This is a genomic window from Pantoea osteomyelitidis (genome assembly GCF_044342975.1).
Lineage (GTDB): Bacteria > Pseudomonadota > Gammaproteobacteria > Enterobacterales > Enterobacteriaceae > Pantoea > Pantoea osteomyelitidis.
Genome location: NZ_JBGFSN010000001.1, coordinates 154,561 through 175,193 on the forward strand (window position 1 = coordinate 154,561; position 20,633 = coordinate 175,193).

Annotated in this window: 12 protein-coding genes; 8 read left to right on the plus strand and 4 right to left on the minus strand. The window is 57.4% G+C overall.

The window, feature by feature from the left end:
• Positions 1-8 precede the first annotated feature (8 nt).
• The 5 genes from bcsB (at position 9) to ABU178_RS00745 (ending at position 11,214) form a co-directional block, all read left to right on the plus strand.
• A complete protein-coding gene (bcsB, locus tag ABU178_RS00725) occupies positions 9-2,303 on the plus strand; it encodes a cellulose biosynthesis cyclic di-GMP-binding regulatory protein BcsB (RefSeq protein ID WP_397210998.1) in 2,295 nt (764 codons plus the stop codon).
• On the plus strand, positions 2,296-5,796 hold the full coding sequence (gene bcsC / locus ABU178_RS00730) for a cellulose synthase complex outer membrane protein BcsC (RefSeq protein ID WP_397211000.1): 3,501 nt from the start codon (positions 2,296-2,298) through the stop codon (positions 5,794-5,796). Before bcsB ends, bcsC begins: the two co-directional genes overlap by 8 nt.
• A gap of 144 nt (positions 5,797-5,940) precedes the next feature.
• A complete protein-coding gene (gene hmsP / locus ABU178_RS00735; protein ID WP_397211002.1) occupies positions 5,941-7,965 on the plus strand; it encodes a biofilm formation regulator HmsP in 2,025 nt (674 codons plus the stop codon).
• A 222-nt stretch (positions 7,966-8,187) separates the two neighbouring features.
• Entirely contained in the window at positions 8,188-9,474 is a 1,287-nt protein-coding gene (locus tag ABU178_RS00740) for a dicarboxylate/amino acid:cation symporter (RefSeq protein WP_397211004.1), read from the plus strand.
• Positions 9,475-9,723: 249 nt separating this feature from the next.
• Positions 9,724-11,214, plus strand: a complete 1,491-nt coding sequence (locus ABU178_RS00745) for a M16 family metallopeptidase (protein ID WP_397211006.1) — start codon at positions 9,724-9,726, stop codon at positions 11,212-11,214.
• Between the two features lie 10 nt (positions 11,215-11,224).
• Here ABU178_RS00745 and ABU178_RS00750 read toward each other — a convergent pair whose 3' ends face one another.
• On the minus strand, positions 11,225-12,097 hold the full coding sequence (locus ABU178_RS00750) for an alpha/beta hydrolase (protein WP_397211008.1): 873 nt from the start codon (positions 12,095-12,097) through the stop codon (positions 11,225-11,227).
• A gap of 404 nt (positions 12,098-12,501) precedes the next feature.
• Entirely contained in the window at positions 12,502-13,434 is a 933-nt protein-coding gene (kdgK, locus tag ABU178_RS00755) for a 2-dehydro-3-deoxygluconokinase (RefSeq protein ID WP_397211009.1), read from the minus strand.
• 283 nt (positions 13,435-13,717) lie between these two features.
• On the opposite strand from kdgK, the gene pdeH reads away from it, so the two are divergent.
• Positions 13,718-14,491, plus strand: a complete 774-nt coding sequence (gene pdeH / locus ABU178_RS00760; RefSeq protein ID WP_397211011.1) for a cyclic-guanylate-specific phosphodiesterase — start codon at positions 13,718-13,720, stop codon at positions 14,489-14,491.
• A gap of 63 nt (positions 14,492-14,554) precedes the next feature.
• Positions 14,555-16,615, plus strand: coding sequence for an AsmA family protein (locus ABU178_RS00765; RefSeq protein WP_397211013.1), 2,061 nt, complete (start codon positions 14,555-14,557; stop codon positions 16,613-16,615).
• Here the strand turns inward: ABU178_RS00765 and ppiC are convergent.
• Positions 16,612-16,893: a peptidylprolyl isomerase PpiC gene (gene ppiC / locus ABU178_RS00770; protein ID WP_397211142.1), complete on the minus strand. Its 282-nt coding sequence runs from the start codon at positions 16,891-16,893 to the stop codon at positions 16,612-16,614. The genes ABU178_RS00765 and ppiC overlap by 4 nt on opposite strands.
• A gap of 73 nt (positions 16,894-16,966) precedes the next feature.
• On the opposite strand from ppiC, the gene rep reads away from it, so the two are divergent.
• Entirely contained in the window at positions 16,967-18,988 is a 2,022-nt protein-coding gene (gene rep / locus ABU178_RS00775) for a DNA helicase Rep (protein WP_397211015.1), read from the plus strand.
• Between the two features lie 156 nt (positions 18,989-19,144).
• Here the strand turns inward: rep and gppA are convergent, their stop codons facing one another.
• On the minus strand, positions 19,145-20,629 hold the full coding sequence (gene gppA / locus ABU178_RS00780; protein ID WP_397211144.1) for a guanosine-5'-triphosphate,3'-diphosphate diphosphatase: 1,485 nt from the start codon (positions 20,627-20,629) through the stop codon (positions 19,145-19,147).
• Positions 20,630-20,633 lie beyond the last annotated feature (4 nt).

Consider the following 20,633-nt stretch of genomic DNA (forward strand, 5'->3'; position numbering starts at 1 on the left):
GTAACACCATGACGAGAAAACTAAGTTGGTTAACGGCCCTGCTGATGGGCACAGCGTTTCTGGCCTGCGCGGCGGATCCCATGCCGCCCGCCGCGCCGCCGGACGCAGAGCAACCGCCGCAAAGCGTGAGTATGGATGCGGTCGAGCCCGCCGCGCCGCTGCGCGACAGCCAGCTTGCGTTTGCTCAGGTAGCCCCGCCGCCGGGCAGTATATCGCTACGCGGCACCCGTCCAACCGGCCAGATCGAATTTGGCGTGCGCAGTGACGAAGTGGTGACCAAAGCGCTGCTGAACCTGAGCTATCGCCCGTCGCCCGCGCTGCTGCCGATGCAGTCACAGCTGAAAGTTTATCTCAACGATGAACTGGTCGGCCTGGTGACGCTGACTCAGGATCAGCTGGGTAAAGAGAATCAGACCCAGCTGGCGATCGATCCGCGTTTTATTACCGATTTCAACCGCGTACGGTTTGAGCTGGTGGGGCACTATGCCAATATCTGCGAAAACCCGGCGAACAGCACCATCTGGCTGGATATCGGCAAAGCGAGTCGGCTCGACCTCACGCTGCAAAAACTGCCGCTGAAAAACGATCTTTCGCATTTCCCGGAGCCGTTTTTTGACGCGCGTGATAACCGACCGCTGAATCTGCCGATGGTGTTTGCCGCCCGGCCCGATCTGCAGCAGCAGCGCGCCGCAGGCATGCTTGCCTCCTGGTTCGGCAGTAAAGCCGCCTGGCGCGGCCAGAGTTTTCCGGTGCTGTATAACCAGCTGCCCGCGCGACAGCATGCCGTGGTGTTCGCCACCAACGCGCATCGGCCCGATTTTCTGAAAGATTTGCCGCCGGTGGATAAACCCACCCTGGAAATGGTCAGCCAGCCGGAAAGTCCCTATGAAAAAATGCTGCTGATTCTCGGGCGCGACGACAAGGATCTGATTACCGCCGTCGAAGGCATTGCGCAAGGTGACCTGCTGTTGCGCGGCGATAGCTCCACCGTGGAGAACGTGAAGCTGTTGCAGCCGCGTCAGGCGTACGATGCGCCGAACTGGGTGCGCACCGATCGTCGCACCACCTTTGCCGAACTGCTGCAGTATGAAAATCAGTTGCAGTCTGACGGCTTGCAGCCCAATCCCATCAGCCTGACGCTGAACCTGCCGCCGGATCTCTTCCTGGTACGCGCGCGCGGCATCGATATGGATCTTATCTGGCGCTATACCGCGCCGTTCCAGCAGGACGGTTCGCGCCTCGCCGTTTATCTCAACAACCAGTTTATGCAGGACTATCCGCTATCAGCGAAACAGGATGAAGGCAAACAGCTGTTGCGCATCCCGCTGGTGCAGGGGTTGCAGGATTCCAGCCAGCAGCTGACGCTCCCGGCGCTGCGGCTGGGAGTCGTTAACCAGCTGCGCTTCGATTTCGACTATGCCAATACCTTTCTTGGCGGCACGGCGGATGGGCGCTGCGAAACCGTCACGTCGGTTGATCACCATGTTGTCGTGGATGGCAGCTCAACCATCGACTTCTCCGGCTACCGACACTATATCGAGATGCCGTCGCTGCGCGCTTTCGCTAACGCCGGTTTTCCGTTTAGCCGCTACGCCGATCTGGCCCAGACTGTCGTGCTGGTACAGCCTGATCCGGAAGTCGGTCAGGTCAGCGCGATGCTTAACGCGCTGGGCAACATCGGCGCGCAGACTGGCTATCCGGCGCTGCGCGTGCAGGTGAGCGATGACTGGAACCAGGCCAAAACCCGCGACGCCGATCTGCTGATGATAGGCTCCATCCCGCCGGATCTGCGCGACGATGCGAAGATCAACCTGCTGGTTGACGCGGCGCGCGGCTGGATCAAAACACCGGTGCGTCAGCCTGCGCTGGACAGCGGCCCGCTGGCGGATAGCGATCTTCAGGCGGAGAGCCAGACCACTATCGGCTCGCGCGGTCCGATGGCGGCGATCGTCGGTTTTCAGTCGCCGTTTAGCGATCAGCGCAGCGTGGTGGCGCTGATGGCGGACAGCTCGCGCGCCTGGGAATTGCTGAACGACGCGCTGCTCGACAGCGGCAAACGCGCGGCGATCTTCGGTTCCGCCTCGATTATCCGCGAATCGGGCGTGAACAGCCTGCGGGTGGGCGAAAACTATTTTGTCGGCCATCTGCCGTGGTGGGAACGCCTGTGGAACAGTCTGGCGACGCATCCGGGTTGGCTGGCGCTTTTCGCCGTGATGGTCGTTATCCTGTTTGCCCTGATGGTCTGGCGTCTGATGCGTCTGGTGACCCGCCGTCGTTTAGGCGATGACGATCACGATGAGTAAACGCAACGTGCTCCAGCTGGGGGTGCTGCTGAGCGCTGCGCTGGCTCCTGTGGTTTCAATGCCCGCCTGCGCCGAGCCTGAGCAGGCTGCGCAGGTTTCCCCGGTGGACTGGTTGCTGACGCAGATTCGCGCCGGGGAATCGACCAATAAATACGATCTGGTGCAGCAGTCGCTTTACCGGCTGGAGAAAATCGATCCCGATAATCCCCAGGTGCTGGCGGCGCGGATGCGTCTGGCGCTGCATCAGGGCGATCAGATAAAGGCGCAGCAGCTGCTGGATGCGCTGAAGAAAATCGCACCCGATTCGATCGCCGCACGGGAGTCGGAGATGGGTCTGCTGCTGGTTTCCATGGATGGACGCCAGAAACTGCAGCAGGCGCGCCTGCTGGCGACCGCCGGCCACGTTGCCGAAGCCAAAACCGCTTACGACAGCCTGTTTAACGGCGTCTTTCCCGATGTGAATACGGCGCTGGAGTACTGGCGGCTGGTCGCGCGTTTGCCGGGTCAGGAGCGTGCGGCTTATCAGCAGCTACAGGCGCTGGAAAACCGTTATCCGGGCAATATCGGCGTTGAGCTGCAAATTGCCCGTATGGCGTTTGAGAATAACCAGTCGCAGGAAGCAGTAACGCAGCTTCGCCAGCTCGCGCATACCGATGCCGGACGCGACGCGGCTTCCGAACTCTGGCTGCAAAATATTCAGGGTCAGTCGGTTACGGCGCAGAGCGTGGCGGCGCTTCAGCAGTACCTCACCGTTTTTACCTCAGGCGATGCGCAGCAAAAGGGCCAGGATGAACTGGCGCGGCAGCAAAAGCTGCTGGCCGATCCCGCTTTTCAGCAGCGCTCGCGCGGGCTGGCGCTGGTGGACAGCGGCGGCGGCGCTAACGCGGTTCCAACGCTTGAAGCGGCGTTAAAATCCAATCCTGACGATGCGGAACTGATGGGCGCGATGGGCCAGGCGCAGGCGCGCGCCAACAACCGGGCGGCGGCGATTGTCTGGCTGGAGCGCGCGCTGCAAGCGGGACAGGCGAGCACGCAGGTGGGCAAATGGCAGTCGCTTTTGCAGAGCAACCGCTACTGGCTGGCGATCGACCAGGGCGACAAGGCGCTGGCGAAAGGCGATCTTGTCGCGGCAGAGAGCCAGTATCGTCAGGCGCAGGCGCTGGATAACAGCGACAGCTATGCGCTGGTTGGTCTGGGCGACGTGGCGATGGCGCGCAAAAACAGCGCCGCTGCCGAACAGTTCTGGCTGCGCGCGCTGCGCCTTGATGCGGGTAACAGCACCGCGGTGCGGCGGCTGGCTGGACTCTATCAGCAACAATCGCCCGCGCGAGCCATTGCCTTTATCAACGGTTTGCTGACGACGCAGAAGCGCGCGCTGGGCGATACGGTACGCGGCCTGCGCAGCGACGCTGCCCGCGCCGAAGCTGACGCGCTGGCACAGCAGAAAAAATGGCCGCAGGCGGCAGAAAAATATCGTCAGGCGGCGACGGATGCGCCGCAGGATATCTGGCTGCAATACCGGCTGGCGGGGGCGCTGCGCCAGAGCGGCCAGCCCGCTCAGGCGGACAGCGTAATGGCGACCATGGCGAGCCAGCATCCGCAGGATCCTGCCGCCGCCTATGCCTGGGCGCTTTATCTCTCCGGCAGCGATCGTGACGATGCTGCGCTGGCGACGCTGAACCGCATCCCTGCTGCGCAATGGGACAGCAATATGCATGAGCTGGCGGATCGGCTGACGCAGGAGAAAGTGTATGCCCGTGCCCGTACGCTGCGTGACGCTGGCGATGAAACCGCCGCCCTTGCGTTGTTGCGCCAGCAACCGGCATCGACGCGGCGCGACCTTACCCTTGCCGACTGGGCGCTGGAGCGTGGCGACGGGCAAACCGCGCTATCCGGCTATCAGCAGGTGCTGGCGCAGGATGCGCAAAACAGCGATGCCGCCCTGGGACGCATTGAGGCGCTGGTCGCGCTGAATCGGCTGGATGAGGCGAAGCGCGGACTGGAACAGCTATCGCCTGCGCTGGCGGCAGGAAGCATCAATACCGGTCGCCGCATCGCCGCCGCCTGGCAGCGCGTCGGCGCAACGGCGCACGCACGTCAACTGTTTGAGACCCTGAAAACGCGCGCTGCCGATCTGCCGCCGTCGCAGGGCAAAGCGCTGGTCTATCGTGATGCCGCACGGCTTGAAACCGCACAGCAGCAGCCGGATCGCGCGCTGCTGGATTATCGCCAGGCGATGGTCGCCAGCGGTATCGCCGCAACGCCGCCCGCTGACGCCGCCGCCTTTACCCGCCTGACGCGTAATCAGGCGGATGATGACTGGCTGAAGCGCGGCATTCGCAGCGATGTCGCCGATCTCTGGCGTCAGCAGGATACTACGCTGATGCTGGAGCAGGACTACTCGCGCGACAAAGGCACCGGCGGGATTTCTGACTTTACCGCCCATACCACTATGTTGCAGGCGGATACGCCGGTGGCGGGGGGAAGGGGATTTCTGCGCCTCGATCATGTGCAGGTATCGGCAGGCACTTTCGCTACCACCAATGGCAGCCACGATGAGGTCTTTGGCAGTTGTAATGACGCGAATTCAGGCGGCTGTAGTCGCGATCTGACGCAGCGTGACGAAGGTACGGCGATTGGCGCAGGTTGGCATAACGATCGCTGGTCTGCGGATATTGGCACCACGCCGTTGGGCTTTGAGGTGACTAACTGGGTTGGCGGCGTGAGCTGGGATACGGACATCAGCGATCTGGGCGTTACATTTACTGCGTCGCGTCGCCCCATTTCCAGCTCGCTGCTTGCCTATGCTGGCGCACGCGACCCGGCGGCCAACGGCGGTAAAAGCTGGGGCGGTGTCATCGCTACCGGCGGGGCTATCAGCCTGAGCTACGACCAGGGCGGCGCGCACGGCGTTTGGGCGGATCTCAGCGCCCACCAGATCACTGGCGAAAACGTGGCGGATAATGCCCGCGAACGACTGATGGCGGGCTACTACTACAAGCTAATTAATGAGGATAACCGCCGCGCGACCGTGGGCCTGAACTCCATGCTCTGGCATTACCAGAAGGATTTGAGCGATTACAGCTTCGGTCAGGGAGGCTATTACAGCCCACAGCAATATCTCTCTTTTTCGCTGCCGGTCACCTGGCGGCAGCGCACGGAGAACTGGTCTTTCGACCTTGGCGGCTCCGTTTCCTGGTCGCATACTAAAACCGATGGACAACAACGTTATCCGGTAAACCCCGGTTTTACCCTGGCATCCAATCCGGTCTCGGAGAGCAGTACCAGCAGCGGCATCGGCTACACCTTACAGGCAGCGATAGAGCGCCGCCTTACCCGGCACTGGTCAATGGGGTTGGCGGTGGACATTCAACAGGCGAAGGATTACACGCCGAGCCACGGGCTGCTCTATCTGCGTTATTCGATGGCGGGCTGGGAAGGGGATCTTGATATGCCGCCGCAGCCGTTGATTCCCTATGCGGATTTTAAATAGTGCGGCTGAAACACGTCGCCTTCAGGCGAACAAAGCCTCTGCGCATCGGGCAGATTGTTATCTCAGGAAAAAAATCTCTTCCTTAGGATATACTTACTGCGCTTTTTCCTGTCTGATACCTGAGACTTCGGCCTGGAGAGTATTTTGCGCGTCAGTCGTTCCCTCACGATAAAACAGATGGCTGCTGTTTCAGCGGTTGCGCTGATCACTATCTGTATCTTTATCGTTATCCAACTGTTCCATTTTGTGCAGCAGCGCAGGGTGGACTATGCCCAGCAAATGGAGAATATCGCGCATACCGTGCGCCAGCCGTTGTCGGAGGCGGTGCTGAAAGCGGATATTCCGCAGGCGGAAGCTATCCTGCATACGCTGAAGCCGGCAGGTATTCTGTCGCGCGCCGATGTGGTGCTCCCCAACGCTTTTCAGGCGCTGCATGCCGATTTCGAGACGGAAAAGCCGGTGCCGCTGCTGGTGACAAGGCTGTTTGAACTGCCAGTACAGATTACCCTGCCGCTCTATTCGGTAGAGCGCAGAGGGCTGCCGAAACCGCTGGCCTATCTGGTCTTACAGGCGGATTCGTGGCGTGTTTACCAGTTCATTCTCAGCACGCTTTCAACCATGATCATCACCTATCTGCTGCTGGCGCTGATCCTTTCTATTGCGATCAGCTGGTGCATTAACCGGCTGATTGTTCATCCGCTGCGGGATATTTCGCGCGAGTTGCAGGAGCTGCCGCCCCAGACGATTCTCACCCATAAGCTGACGCTGCCGACAGGTCATCGTGACGATGAAATCGGCATGTTGATCCGTAGCTACAATCGCAATCAGCAGGTGCTGGAATCTGTCCATGATGAAATGAGCCGGTTGACCACGCACTACGTTGTGACTGATTTACCCAACCGTACGCTTTTCCTCGCGCTGCTGGAGCAGTACAGCAGCCATCACCATCGCAGCAAAAGTTTCGGCGTGATGGTGATTCGTATCGAAACGCTGCAGGAGGCCAACGGCGTCCTTAGCAACGAGCAGCGCGATACGCTGATGCTGACGCTGGTGGAAAAAATCCGCGGCATTATTGATGACCACACGCTGCTGGCGCAGCTGGGTCCAAGCGATTTTGCCTTGCTGCTGAAGCGCGCCCATAACCCGTTTCGCGCCATGCGCCTGGCGCGCAACCTGATGATTCGTCTCAATCAGCCGGTGAACCTGCATCAGCTGCAGCTACGGCCTAACGCCAGCATCGGGATTGCGCTGAGCAATGAGATGCGGCTCACGCCGAATGAACTGCTGGAGCGCGCCATCTCCGCCATGATGTCGGCGCGTCATCAGGGGAAAAACCAGATTCTGTTTTTTGACCCGGCCTTGACGGAGAGGGCGCAGAAGCGTCTGACGCAGGAGCACGATATTTTACAGGGGCTGCAGGATGAGAAATTTGTGCTGTTCCTGCAGCCGCAGATCAATATGAAAACCGGCGCGCTGGTCGGGGCGGAAGCGCTTCTGCGTATGCGCCAGCCCGACGGCAGCTACGGCCTTTCGGAAGAGTTCATCACCAGCGCGGAAGAGATCGGGGTTATCTCCGCGATTGGCCGCTGGGTATTTGAGGAGGCGTGCCGCATTCTGGCGGCCTGGCAAAAACGTGGCATTACCCTTCCGCTCAGCGTCAATATTTCAGCGGTTCAGCTGCGCGATGCCAGTATGGTCAGCCATTTGCAGGGGCTGCTGGAACGGCATCGCATCGAGCCGGGAAGCTTTGTGCTGGAACTCACAGAAACCACGCAGATCGGCGATGCCGAGCAGGCAATCTCGCTGCTGCGCGCGCTGCAAAAGGTTGGCGTTGCCGTGGCGCTGGATGATTTCGGCATGGGCTACTCCAATCTTAACGCCCTCCACCAGCTCAAAGCGCTGCCGGTGAACAAGCTGAAAATGGATCGCAGCTTTGTTGCCGCGCTGCCCGATGATGACACCATGGTGCGCATCGTGGCGGCGATTGCGGAAATTATCGATCTGGACGTTATTGCCGAAGGGGTGGAAACCAGAGAGCAGCGTGACTGGCTGCTGGCGCGCGGCATCCATATCGGACAGGGTTATCTTTATGCGGAAGCGTTACCGTTATCGCTGTTTGCATCGCGCTGGCTGAACGATTCGTTACCCGCAGGACAATCACCTGATTAATTGATTTTCAAGCGCATTTTCCGATGGGATTTCTTTGCTGAAGCGTTTCAGTTCATAAATATAAAGATGTATTTTCCGCAATGAATGTAAGCCGGTATGAATCCCGTTAACAGAGTGTTATTTTCCCCCTTAACCGGAAATCTCTGACAAACGTGTCACAGAGACCGGTCATGATAATAAATCCGACAATATTCTTATTCCCGTCGTTAGTGGACACCTGTTATGAAAACCTCACTTTTTAAAAGCCTTTATTTCCAGGTGCTGGTTGCCATCGGTATTGGCGTACTGTTAGGCCATTTTTATCCTGAAATCGGCGCGCAAATGAAGCCGTTAGGCGATGGCTTCGTCAAACTGATCAAAATGATTATCGCTCCCGTGATTTTCTGTACGGTGGTAACCGGCATTGCAGGCATGGAGAGCATGAAAGCGGTAGGGCGTACCGGTGCGGTTGCGCTGCTCTATTTTGAAGTTGTCAGCACCATCGCGCTGATTATCGGCCTGGTGGTGGTGAACGTGATTCAGCCAGGCGCAGGGATGAATGTCGATCCCGGCACGCTTGATGCCAAAGCCGTCGCGGTGTATGCCCAGCAGGCGGAGCATCAGGGTGTGGTGGCATTCCTGCTGGATGTGATTCCTGGCAGCGTGATTGGCGCTTTTGCCAGCGGCAACATTCTGCAAGTGCTGCTGTTTGCGATTATGTTCGGTTTTGCCCTGCACCGTCTCGGTAATGCCGGCACCTTGATGTTTAATGTGATCGAGAGCTTCTCTAAAGTTATCTTTGGCATTATCAACATGATTATGCGTCTGGCGCCGCTCGGCGCATTCGGCGCCATGGCGTTTACCATCGGTAAATATGGTGTGGGATCGCTGGTACAGCTGGGACAACTTATTGTCTGCTTCTACATTACCTGTGTGCTGTTTGTGGTGGTGGTGCTGGGACTTATCGCGCGCGTTGTCGGCTTCAACATCTTTAAGTTCGTGGCCTATATCAAAGAAGAGCTGCTGATCGTGTTAGGCACTTCCTCTTCTGAATCTGCGCTGCCGCGTATGCTGGACAAGATGGAACGCCTCGGCTGTAAGAAATCGGTAGTGGGCCTGGTTATCCCTACCGGTTACTCCTTCAACCTGGACGGCACCTCGATTTATCTCACCATGGCGGCGGTGTTTATCGCCCAGGCCACCAACGCCCATATGGATATTTTGCATCAGATCACACTGTTGGTGGTGCTGCTGCTCTCCTCGAAAGGGGCTGCGGGGGTGACAGGCAGCGGCTTTATCGTGCTGGCGGCAACGCTCTCTGCGGTAGGTCATCTGCCGGTTGCCGGTCTGGCGCTGATCCTCGGCATCGACCGTTTTATGTCCGAAGCGCGTGCGTTGACCAATCTGGTTGGCAACGGCGTGGCGACCCTGGTTGTGGCAAAATGGGTCGGTCAGCTGGATGAAAAACAGATGAAGGCGACGCTTTCTTCGTCAAAAAAGAGTAAACAGGTGTCTGAAACCTCGCTATAAAGCAACAATTCCATCTATTTCCTCGCAAATGCCCGCTGTGACTTGCCCTCACAGCGGGCATTTGGATAATAACCCCCACTCTTTTTTTTCATGGTTTTTCACTTCGTTGCGCGACATCCTGGCCTTCCCGTGGTCAAAGAGTCTGTTGTTGAAAAAACGTAGCGGTCAGACGCCACGGCGGCCGCGCTCCACAACAGCAATAACGTGCCAGTGATAACGATATTTTGAACTGTTTTAGTAGGGGTTCACATGCAGGGCACCAGAATTCGGCTTTTGGTTGGTGGGTTAGTGTTGGCCGCGGCCAGTCAGGCGTTGCAGGCTGAAACACTCCAACCCGATCCAGCCTGGCAACAGGGAAAACTGGATAACGGCTTTAGCTGGCAAGTGCTCACCACGCCGCAGCGTCCCAGCGATCGCATCGAACTACGCCTGATCGTCAATACCGGTTCCCTGGTTGAGAGCACGCAGCAAACCGGCTTCAGCCATCTTTTGCCGCGCCTTGCCATGGTGCATAACACCGCGCTCGACACCAATCAGCAGCGCGCGCTCTGGCAACAGGCGATAGATCCCGCACACCCGCTGTCGCCCGCTATCTCTTCCTACGATTTTACGCAATATAACCTCAGTCTGCCGAATAACCGACCGGAACTGCTGAAAGAAGCGCTGAACTGGCTGGCGGCCACCGCCGGCAAAATGGCGATTAATGAGCAGGTGGTTAACGCCGCGCTCTCCGCTTCCGATCCCATTACCACCTGGCCGGCGAATACCCAGGATGTCTGGTGGCGCTATCGCCTGCAAGGCTCCGCGCTGCTGGCGCACGATCCAGGCGAGCAGCCGCGCGCGCCGGTAGATATCGCCCAGCTGAACAGTTTCTACCAGCAGTGGTATACCCCGGATGCGATGAAGCTGTATGTGGTGGGTAATGTAGAGAGCCGTAGCCTGTCGGAACAGATCAATCGCGCCTTTTCTTCGCTGAAAGGCAAACGCGAAACGCCAGCGCCGTTGCCCGGACTCTCCTCGCTGCCGAACCAGCCGGTGAACCTGGTGAACAACGCCATTGTTCAGGATCGTCTGTCGCTGGTATGGGATACGGCGTGGCAGCCGATTCTTGATTCACAAAATTTGCAGCGCTACTGGCAGAGCGATTTAGCGCGCGAAGCGCTGTTCTGGCATGTACAGCGTGCGCTCAGCGATCGTAAAGCGCAGGGCGTACAGGTGGGCTTCGATTGCCGCGTGTTTTACCAGCGCGCGCAGTGCGCCATCAATATGGACGCCCGCAACGATTCGCTGGAGCAAAATATGAATCTGGTGGCGCATGAGCTGGCAGTGGTACGCGATAAAGGGCTACCGCAGGAGGAATTTGACGCATTGATGGCACAGAAGCTGCTGGAGCTGAACAAGCTTTTTACCACCTACGCGCGTACCGATACCGACGTATTGATGAGCCAGCGTCTGCGCTCGCAGCAAAATGCCGTGGTGGATATCGCGCCGGAGCAGTATCAAAAATTGCGTCAGACATTTCTTGCTGGCCTGACGCTGGAGCAGCTCAATCAGGAGCTGCGGCAGCAGTTAACCCAGGAGCTGACGATGGTGCTGATTCAGCCGGAAGGCGAGGCGGAAACCAATGTCAAAGCGTTACGGGCCAGCTGGGATAAAGTGATGGCGCCGCCCGCAGCGTCCGGCAGCGCCGATGAGGTTAAGCCGGACAGCAGCAGCGACGCCGCCCCGCCTTCCTCATAAGCCGTGCGGGTCAGGTTTTGGCCCGCAGCCACTCGGTTACCAGCATCGGCCAGCTGGCCAGCGGTAAATCAGCAAGGCCACGAATACCGAAGCCGTGGCCGCCTTTCTGATAAAAGTGCAGCTCAGCCGGAATTTTCTGTTCACGCAGCGCCGCGAAAAACGCCATGCTGTTATTCACAGAGACCGTTTCATCGTCAGCGGCGTGAATCAACAGCGTAGGCGGCGTTTGCCCATGCACGCGCGTTTCCAGCGAGTAAGCATCAATGGTTTTCTGATCCGGCCAGGCCCCTAACAACCGGGTGCGTGAACCTTCATGCGCCAGGCCATCGCGCATGCTGATGACCGGATAGATCAGCACCATCGCATCCGGGCGAGGCGATTGGTTATCCGCGCCATCCTGCAACGGATAGATTTTTTCGGCGAAGCGCGTTCCCAGACTGGCGGCAACATGACCACCGGCGGAAAAGCCCATCATGACGATATATTTGCCGTTCAGACCGCGCTGAGCGCGTTCACGCAGCAGGCGCACCGCGCGTTGCGCATCGGCCAGCGGCGCATCCGGGCCTTCGTGATGACCGTCGTAAGGCAGACGGTAAGTCATCACCGCCAGGGTATAACCCATGGCGGTAAAAAAGGTCGCGAGCGCGCTGCCTTCACGGTCGATCATCACGCGCTGATAGCCGCCGCCTGGCGCAACCAGCAGCGTAATGCCGTTAGACTCTTCAGGGTGCCAGATAGCGATTTCCGGGCAGCGGACGCCGGTGGCTGCGCGATCGTAAGGTTCGTACTCTTTTGCCATATCCACAATCTGCGGCTGCGCGCGCGAATCGCTGGCGCCCGGCGCATCGCCATTGGGCCAGATATTGATAATTTCAGTATGCATAAATATTCCTGAAGCGAATCATGTTGTTTTAATTCTGGTCGCGGCCATTTATCAGCGGGCAACGTCCTGCTGCCATTGAGTAAAACATGGTCTTTTTTAGCGCGATCGTCCAGCCAAAAGGCGGCGGAAAAAAAAGATTCAGACTATGCCTGGTGCAAGAAAAAGCTTTTAAATCAGAGAGTAATTGCTCAGGCTGATTCAGCTTTTCTGATGTTATAAACAGAAAAAATAGCGAGATTCAGCGATAGCGCTTTTTTAAAGTGAAATAACGAGCGAATCAGGCTGTGCTAACGCAAATCGCGTCATCAGGATGGAATTAACGCTTCAGAAAAGTTAATCATGTAGAGGCTGTGTCGGAGGCGGGCAATAAAAAGAAAAGCCCTGCGGCTGGCAGGGCGGGAAAATCAGGCTGGCATGGCGCTGAGCGGGATAATAGCGCCGCGATGCTGGATCACGGTACTGGCGGTGAGATGGCCGCGCCGCGCAGCTTCCTCCGGCGAACCTCCGCTCAAACGCCGTGCCAGATAACCGGCGCTGAAGGAGTCGCCAGCGGCGGTGGTATCGATAACTTTCTCTGCCGGTAGCGCGTTGGCTGGCACTTCAATCAGCGCATCGTCACCGCAGGCGATTAGACACGATTCGGCGCCGCGCTTGATAACGATCTCCTGCACGCCCGCGGCGCGTGTACGGGAAATCACCGTTTCCAGCGGCTGCTGGCCCCAGAGCAGATGTTCATCGTCGAGGGTTAAAAATGCGATATCGGTACAGCTCAGCATGGCCGTATAGGCCTGCTGCGCCTCTTCCTGGCCGGACCAGAGACGCGGGCGATAATTATTATCAAAAATTACCGTACCGCCGTTAGCCCGACAGTTTTTCAGCAGCTCTATCAGCTTTTCCCGGCTGGCTGCGGATAAGATCGCCAGGCTGATGCCGCTGAGGTAGAGATAATCGAACTGCGCCAGCTGCTGGCAAATGGCGTCTGAATCAGGGGCGTCGAGCCAGTAGCGTGCTGCGGCATCGCTGCGCCAGTACCAGAAAGTACGCTCGCCCTGCGCATCGGTTTCAATGAAATACAGGCCAGGCATTTTGTTTTCCAGGCGCTGAATCAGCCGGGTATTGACCTGCTCCTGCTGCCAGGCGGCGATCATCTGGTCGCTGAAACTGTCGCTACCCAGCGCGGTTACGTAGTCAACGCTAAGCTGCGTTGCGTCCACCTGGCGGGCAAGATAAACCGCGGTATTCAGCGTATCGCCGCCGAAGCCGCGCTTAATATTCTCGCCTTTTTCGGACAGCTCAATCATGCACTCGCCAATAATGGCGATTTTTTTCTGCGTCATGGTCTTCGGCCTGTAGTGAATTTGTCTGCTAGTCTCGCGTCCTGTATGGCAGACGTCAATGAATTTAAAACGTCGTTTTGATTTTACTTAAGTTAACAAAAGCGACTTTATCAAGGAGATATAGCGGCGAAAGCCCGGTTTGTTCAGGCGATTGCACAAGCCGTTACGCTGATAAACTCAGGAGTCTATTGTGGCCTTGAGGCAGATGGGTTATCCGGAGGATAGCCGATGCTGGCCGCTGAGATGCTAATAACAGGCATTCGCCACCAACCAGGAAAAAACCATGGTGATGAAGAATATTAGTCATCGGCTAGCTTCTTCAATTGACACACACCCGGAACAGGAAACGTGTCTCTTCTGGCAGCAGTGCCAACGATTTTATACTTTCCAGCCGATATACCAGATATCGGGTCGTTTGATGGCCATTGAGTTACTTACCGCGGTCTCTCATCCTTCCGCGCCAGAAAAAAGCTTATCGCCGGAGACTTACTTTGGCGCGCTGGAAGTCGCGCAGCGGCTCAATGTGGTACATGAACAACTCGCTTTACTGACGCAGTGGTCGTCCCTGTTTAACGACGGCAATCTGGTCGCCTCGGTGAATATTGACGGTCCGACGCTACTGGCCATTCAGCAACATCCGCAAATCCGCAAGCTCATCGCCCAACTGCCGTGGGTGCGCTTTGAACTGACGGAACACCATATCCTGCCGCAGGAAGAGATCGTGGCGCAGATGCCGGAACTGGGGCCGCTGTGGCTGGATGATTTTGGTTCCGGCATGGCGAATTTTTCCGCCCTGACCGAGCTGAAATATGACTACATCAAACTTTCGCGTGAGCTGTTTATGCTGCTGCGTAACAGCGACGAAGGCCGCAGCCTGTTTAGTATGCTGCTGTCGCTGATTAATCGTTACTGTAACGGTGTGATTGTTGAAGGCGTGGAAACGGAAGAGGAGTGGCAGCAGGTACGCAGCTCGCCCGCCATGGCGGCACAGGGCTATTTCTTCTCCCGCCCGCTTCCCTTTACTCAACTTTCTTCGCTGGCATTGCAGCTCCCCTGATGTCGTTCTGCCTGCTCTCGTCTATCTTTATCAAATAAGACAGAAGGGAAAGGAGCGGGAGAAATGTCACGTACCGGGAAAGTAATTAGCTGGATTGTCGGGATTTTTTTATTGTTGGTTGTGGCGCTCGTCGTGATTATTGCCACCTTTAACTGGAATCGCCTGAAGCCAACCATCAACCAGAAAGTCTCGGCTGAGCTGAACCGGCCTTTTGCGATTCGCGGCGATCTGGGCGTAGCCTGGGAGCGCAATCGCGATGAGCCAGGCTGGCGCAGCTGGGTGCCCTGGCCCCATCTGCATGCGGAAGACATCATGCTGGGCAACCCGCCGGATATCCCGGAAGTCACCATGGTGCATTTACAGCGTGCCGATGCGATGCTGGCGCCGTTGGCGCTGCTGCACAAAGAGATCTTTATTCCGTGGATCAAGCTGCAACAGCCGGATGCGCGTCTGATCCAGACGGCCGATAAGAAAAATAACTGGACCTTTAATCTCGCCAATAGCGATGAGAAGGATCCTGCGGCTGCGCCGTCCGCCTGGTCGTTCCGCCTCGATAATATCCTGTTCGATCAGGGCAAAATTCGCTATCGCGATGCTATTAACAAAGCTGATGTCACCGTGATGGTTAACCCGCTGGGTAAACCTGTGCCCTATACGCAGGTGGCTGGCGGCGACGATAAGCAAAAAGGTGCCGGCGATTTCATCTTTGGCTGGAAGGCGAGCGGCACCTATAACAACGAGCAGCTTGATGGCGACGGCAAAATTGGCGGCATGCTTTCGCTGCGCAGTGAGAAAACGCCTTTTCCCGTGCAGGCAGATGTGCGCAACGGCACTACGCGCGTTCAGGTAGCGGGCGGCCTGCAGGATCCGCTTAATATGGGCGGGCTGGATGTGCGCCTGCGTTTTTCCGGCGATACGCTGGCTAACCTGTATGGCCTGACTGGCGTGCTGCTGCCGGATACCCCGCCTTATGAAACCGACGGTCATCTCATCGCCCGTTTTAATGACAAAAAAGGGCAGGTTTACCGCTACGAAAATTTCAACGGTCACATTGGCGACAGTGATATCCACGGTTCGCTTACCTATACGCAAGGCAAACCGCGACCGAAGCTGAGCGGCGAGCTTACCTCGCGTCAGCTGCGCATGGCCGATCTCGGCCCGCTGATTGGCGTGGATTCCGGCAAGGGCAGCGAAAAAACAGCGCAGGCGAAGGCGAACCGCGGCGATAAGTCGACTCAGCCTGCCGATAAAGTGTTGCCGTACGACAAATTTAACACGCAGAGCTGGGATGTGATGGACGCGGATGTGAAATTCAGCGGCAAACGCATCGAACACAGCAACTCACTGCCACTGAGCGATCTTTATACTCATTTGCAACTGGAAAATGGTGAACTGCAGCTCGATCCGCTGCGCTTCGGTATCGCGGGCGGCAACCTGAATTCCACCATACGTCTGGAGGGCGACCATACGCCGATGCGCGGCCGCGCCGATATTCATGCCCGCAAGCTACGTCTGCGTCAGCTGTTCCCGAACGTGAAAGAGATGCAAAGCAGCCTCGGCCAAATCAATGGGGATGCCACGCTGAGCGGCAACGGAAACTCGGTTGCCGACCTGCTGGCGACCAGCAATGGTCAGCTCAAGCTGCTGATGAACGATGGCGTGATCAGCCGCAGCCTGATGGAGATTGCAGGCCTGAACGTGGGTAACTATGTGGTCGGCAAACTGTTTGGCGACGATCAGGTGCGCATTAACTGCGCCGCAACCGATCTCAATATCCGCCAGGGAGTAGCGACGCCGCGCCTGTTTGTCTTCGATACGGAAAATGCGGTGATTAACATTACCGGCAACACTAACTTCGCCAGCGAGCGTCTGGATCTCTCCATCAACCCGGAAAGCAAGGGCGTGCGCATTGTTACGTTGCGCTCGCCGCTTTATGTGCGCGGCACTTTTAAAAATCCGGATGCGGGCGTCAAGGCAGGGCCGTTACTGGCGCGCGGCGCGGCTGCCGTGGCGTTGGGAACGGTCCTCACGCCAGCGGCAGCGCTATTGGCGCTGATTTCGCCGAGCGATAATGAAGATAATCAGTGCAGTAATGTGCTGCAGCAGATGAAAAAACAGAATTAGTTGCGCCAGAGTACTTTGATAATGTGATAGCCAAAGGCGGTTTTCACCGGTCCGTACGGTTTCAGCAACGGACAGGAGAAGACCGCCTTATCAAAGGCTGGCACCATCTGGCCCCGCCGAAATTCGCCAAGATCGCCGCCGTTGCGCCCGGAAGGGCAGGTTGAATGTTTCTTCGCCAGCTGTTGAAAGTTGGCACCCTTTTCCAGCTGCGCCAGCAAGGCTTTTGCCTGCGCTTCCTCTTTCACCAGGATATGTAAAGCCGCTGCGGTTTTCGCCATGTTCATCTCTCGCTCGTGTATACTGACCGGCCATTATTTCATTCCTGCCCATTTTTACTGAGCGATTTCTGTTATGCGTTTGAACCCCAGCCAACAACGTGCCGTCGAATTTGTCACCGGTCCCTGTCTGGTACTGGCGGGCGCGGGATCAGGCAAAACTCGCGTGATCACCAATAAAATCGCCCATCTGATTCGCGAGTGCGGCTATCAGGCGCGCCATATCGCCGCTGTCACCTTTACCAATAAAGCTTCGCGCGAGATGAAAGAGCGTGTGGCGCAAACGCTGGGACGTAAAGAGGCGCGCGGTCTGATGATCTCTACTTTCCATACGCTGGGACTGGAGATTATCAAGCGCGAATATGCGGCGCTGGGCATGAAGTCAAGTTTTAGCCTGTTTGACGATCAGGATCAGCTGGCGCTGCTGAAAGATCTGACCAAAGAGTGGCTGGAAGAAGATAAAGCGCTGTTGCAGCAGCTGATCTCCACCATTTCCAACTGGAAAAACGATTTGATAGACCCGCCGCGTGCGGCCGCGCTGGCGCGTTCTGAACGCGATAATATTTTTGCCCACTGTTATGCACTCTACGACCGGCATCTGAAGGCGTGCAATGTCCTCGATTTTGACGATCTGATTTTATTGCCCACGCTGCTGTTGCAGCGTAATCAGGAAGTGCGCGAGCGCTGGCAGCAGCGCATTCGTTATCTGCTGGTGGATGAGTATCAGGATACCAATACCAGCCAGTATGAGCTGGTTAAGCTGCTGGTAGGCGCGCGGGCGCGTTTTACGGTGGTGGGCGATGACGATCAGTCCATCTACTCCTGGCGCGGCGCGCGTCCGCAAAACCTGGTGCTGCTGAAAGAGGATTTTCCGGCGCTGGAGGTGGTGAAGCTGGAGCAGAATTACCGTTCCTCGCAGCGCATTCTGAAAGCGGCCAATATCCTGATCGCTAACAATCCGCACGTATTTGAAAAGCGGCTGTTTTCCGAGCTGGGCATTGGCAGCGAGCTGAAGGTGCTGACGGCTAACCATGAAGATCATGAAGCCGAGCGCGTAACCGGCGAGCTGATTGCGCATCACTTTATCAATAAGACGCAGTACAAAGATTACGCCATTCTTTATCGTGGCAATCATCAGTCTCGCGTGTTTGAAAAGCTGCTGATGCAGAACCGTATTCCCTATCGTATTTCTGGCGGCACCTCGTTTTTCTCCCGCCCGGAGATTAAAGATCTGCTGGCCTATCTGCGCGTGTTAACCAATCCTGACGATGACAGCGCATTTTTACGCATTGTAAACACGCCACGGCGCGAAATCGGCCCGGCGACGCTGCAAAAGCTGGGCGAATGGGCCAATCAGCGCAACAAAAGCCTGTTCAGCGCCAGCTTCGATCTCGGGCTGAGCCAGACGCTGACCGGCCGCGGGCTGGAAAATCTGCAGCGCTTTACCCACTGGCTGGACGAAGTGATTCGCTTAACCGAACGCGAACCGGTGAATGCGGTGCGGGATTTGATCCGCGGTATCGATTATGAGAGCTGGTTGTTCGAAACCTCTACCAGCCCGAAAGCGGCTGAGATGCGCATGAAGAACGTCAATACGTTGTTTCAGTGGATGAGCGAAATGCTGGAAGGCAGCGACATCGACGAGCCGATGACGCTGGCTCAGGTGGTGACGCGCTTTACCCTGCGCGACATGATGGAGCGTGGGGAAAGCGATGAGGATCTCGATCAGGTGCAGCTGATGACGCTGCATGCCTCAAAAGGCCTCGAGTTCCCTTATGTGTTTCTGGTCGGCGTGGAAGAGGGGCTGTTGCCGCATCAAAGCAGCATCGACGAAAACAATATCGAGGAAGAGCGTCGGCTGGCCTACGTGGGCATCACGCGCGCGCAGAAAGAACTGACCTTCACGCTCTGTCGCGAGCGCCGTCAGTATGGCGAGCTGGTGCGTCCGGAGCCGAGCCGCTTCCTGCTGGAGCTGCCGCAGGACGATCTGATGTGGGAAACCGAACGCAAGGTGGTCAGCGCCGAAGAGCGGATGAAAACCGGGCAGAGCCGTGTTGCAGGTCTGCGCGCCATGCTGGAGAAATCCAAAAAGAGTTAGCCCGCGTTATTAAAGACCTGGCCTCCGTCGAGAACCGTCGCGAGCGCCAGCGAGGCAAGGCGAGCAGGCCACGGCAAAGCGGAGTTTACATGGCGTAAATGAGCATTTGACGTGGCCTGATCAACGCCGCCGCCGCAGCAAGCGCAGCAGGTTCGATCAACAGATCACCAACAGCCAGTGGGCATAGGACTGATAATGCGCCTCCTGCTCCAACAGCTCCGCCCGCAGCGGATGCAGCTCCAGCCAGCCCGTTGGCAACGTCAAATGCAAGGTATCGTCATCCGCCTGCAGCCTCACTGCCGGTAAAGTATCATCGCGGCGGCGACTGGAAAAAATAATCGCCAGCCGCAGCAGACGGCACAGGCGCTCCGCCATGCGCGGCGGTACGGCGTTCTGCTGCGTCAGCAGCGCGAGATCGATACTGCCGCTCTGGTTTTGCAGCAGACAGGCCAGCATTTTTCGCTGGGCAGGCGTAAAGCCGGGAAGGTCGAGATGACGAACAAGATAGGCGGCGTGTTGCGGCGCCTGACGAAAATCGACGCTCAGGCCAATTTCGTGGATAGAACAGGCGCTTAGCAGCAGGTCGCGACAACGCTGGTCGAGTTTCCATGCGCTGCTGACCTGACGGAAAAAGCTCTCCGCCAGCTGACGCACACGATCGGCCTGCTCCACATCGATAGTAAAACGGCGCTGAACGTTCAGCAGCGTACGGCTACGGATATCCCGGTCAACGGGCAGATGCAGCATTCCGTACACCAACCCTTCGCGCAGCGCGCCGCCGGCCAACGTCATGCCTTCGATGTTTAATTCCTGAAAAATAGCGATCAGAATCGACAGGCCGCTCGGGAAAACCAGCGCGCGCTCCAGCGTCAGCCCTTCGATTTCCAGTTCCTCAAGCTTGCCGCACTGAATAGCGCGCCGCTTAAGCTGCTGAAGCTTACTCAGGGTGATGCGCTCATCCATGCCCTGCGCCACCATAATCTCCTGCAGCGCCTGTACCGTGCCGGATGCGCCCACGCAAATCTGCCACCCCTGCTCGCGCAGATGGTTAGCCACCGGGCGGATCATGTCGCGTGCGGCCTGCTCCGCCTGGGCAAAATTCTCTTTTGCCAGATGGCGATCGCTGAAATAACGCTCCAGCCAGGTCACGCAGCCCATGGAAAGACTGAAAAGCGCCGTCGCGTGCGAACCTTCACCGGTAACCAGTTCGGTACTGCCGCCGCCGATATCCACCACCAGACGCTTATCGGGACCGCCGGTAGTATGCGATACGCCCTGATAAATCAGACGCGCCTCTTCTTCGCCGCTAATAACGTTAATCGGACAGCCAAGAATTTGCCCGGCAGGATGCAAAAAATCCTGCGCGTTTTCCGCCAGACGCAGTGTGGCGGTGGCCACGACGCGAATCTGTTCCGCAGGAATATCCTGCAGCTGCTCGGAAAATAACTTAAGGCATTGCCAGCCACGCGTCATCGCTTCTGCTGAGAGGTGATTCGCCTTATCCAGCCCGGCAGCCAGACGCACCTTGCGCTTGATGCGCGCGACAGTCTGAATCGTGCCTGAGACTTCGCGCACCACCAACATATGAAAGCTGTTAGAGCCTAAATCAATCGCAGCATAAAGTGACGATGCGCTTAGCATGGTG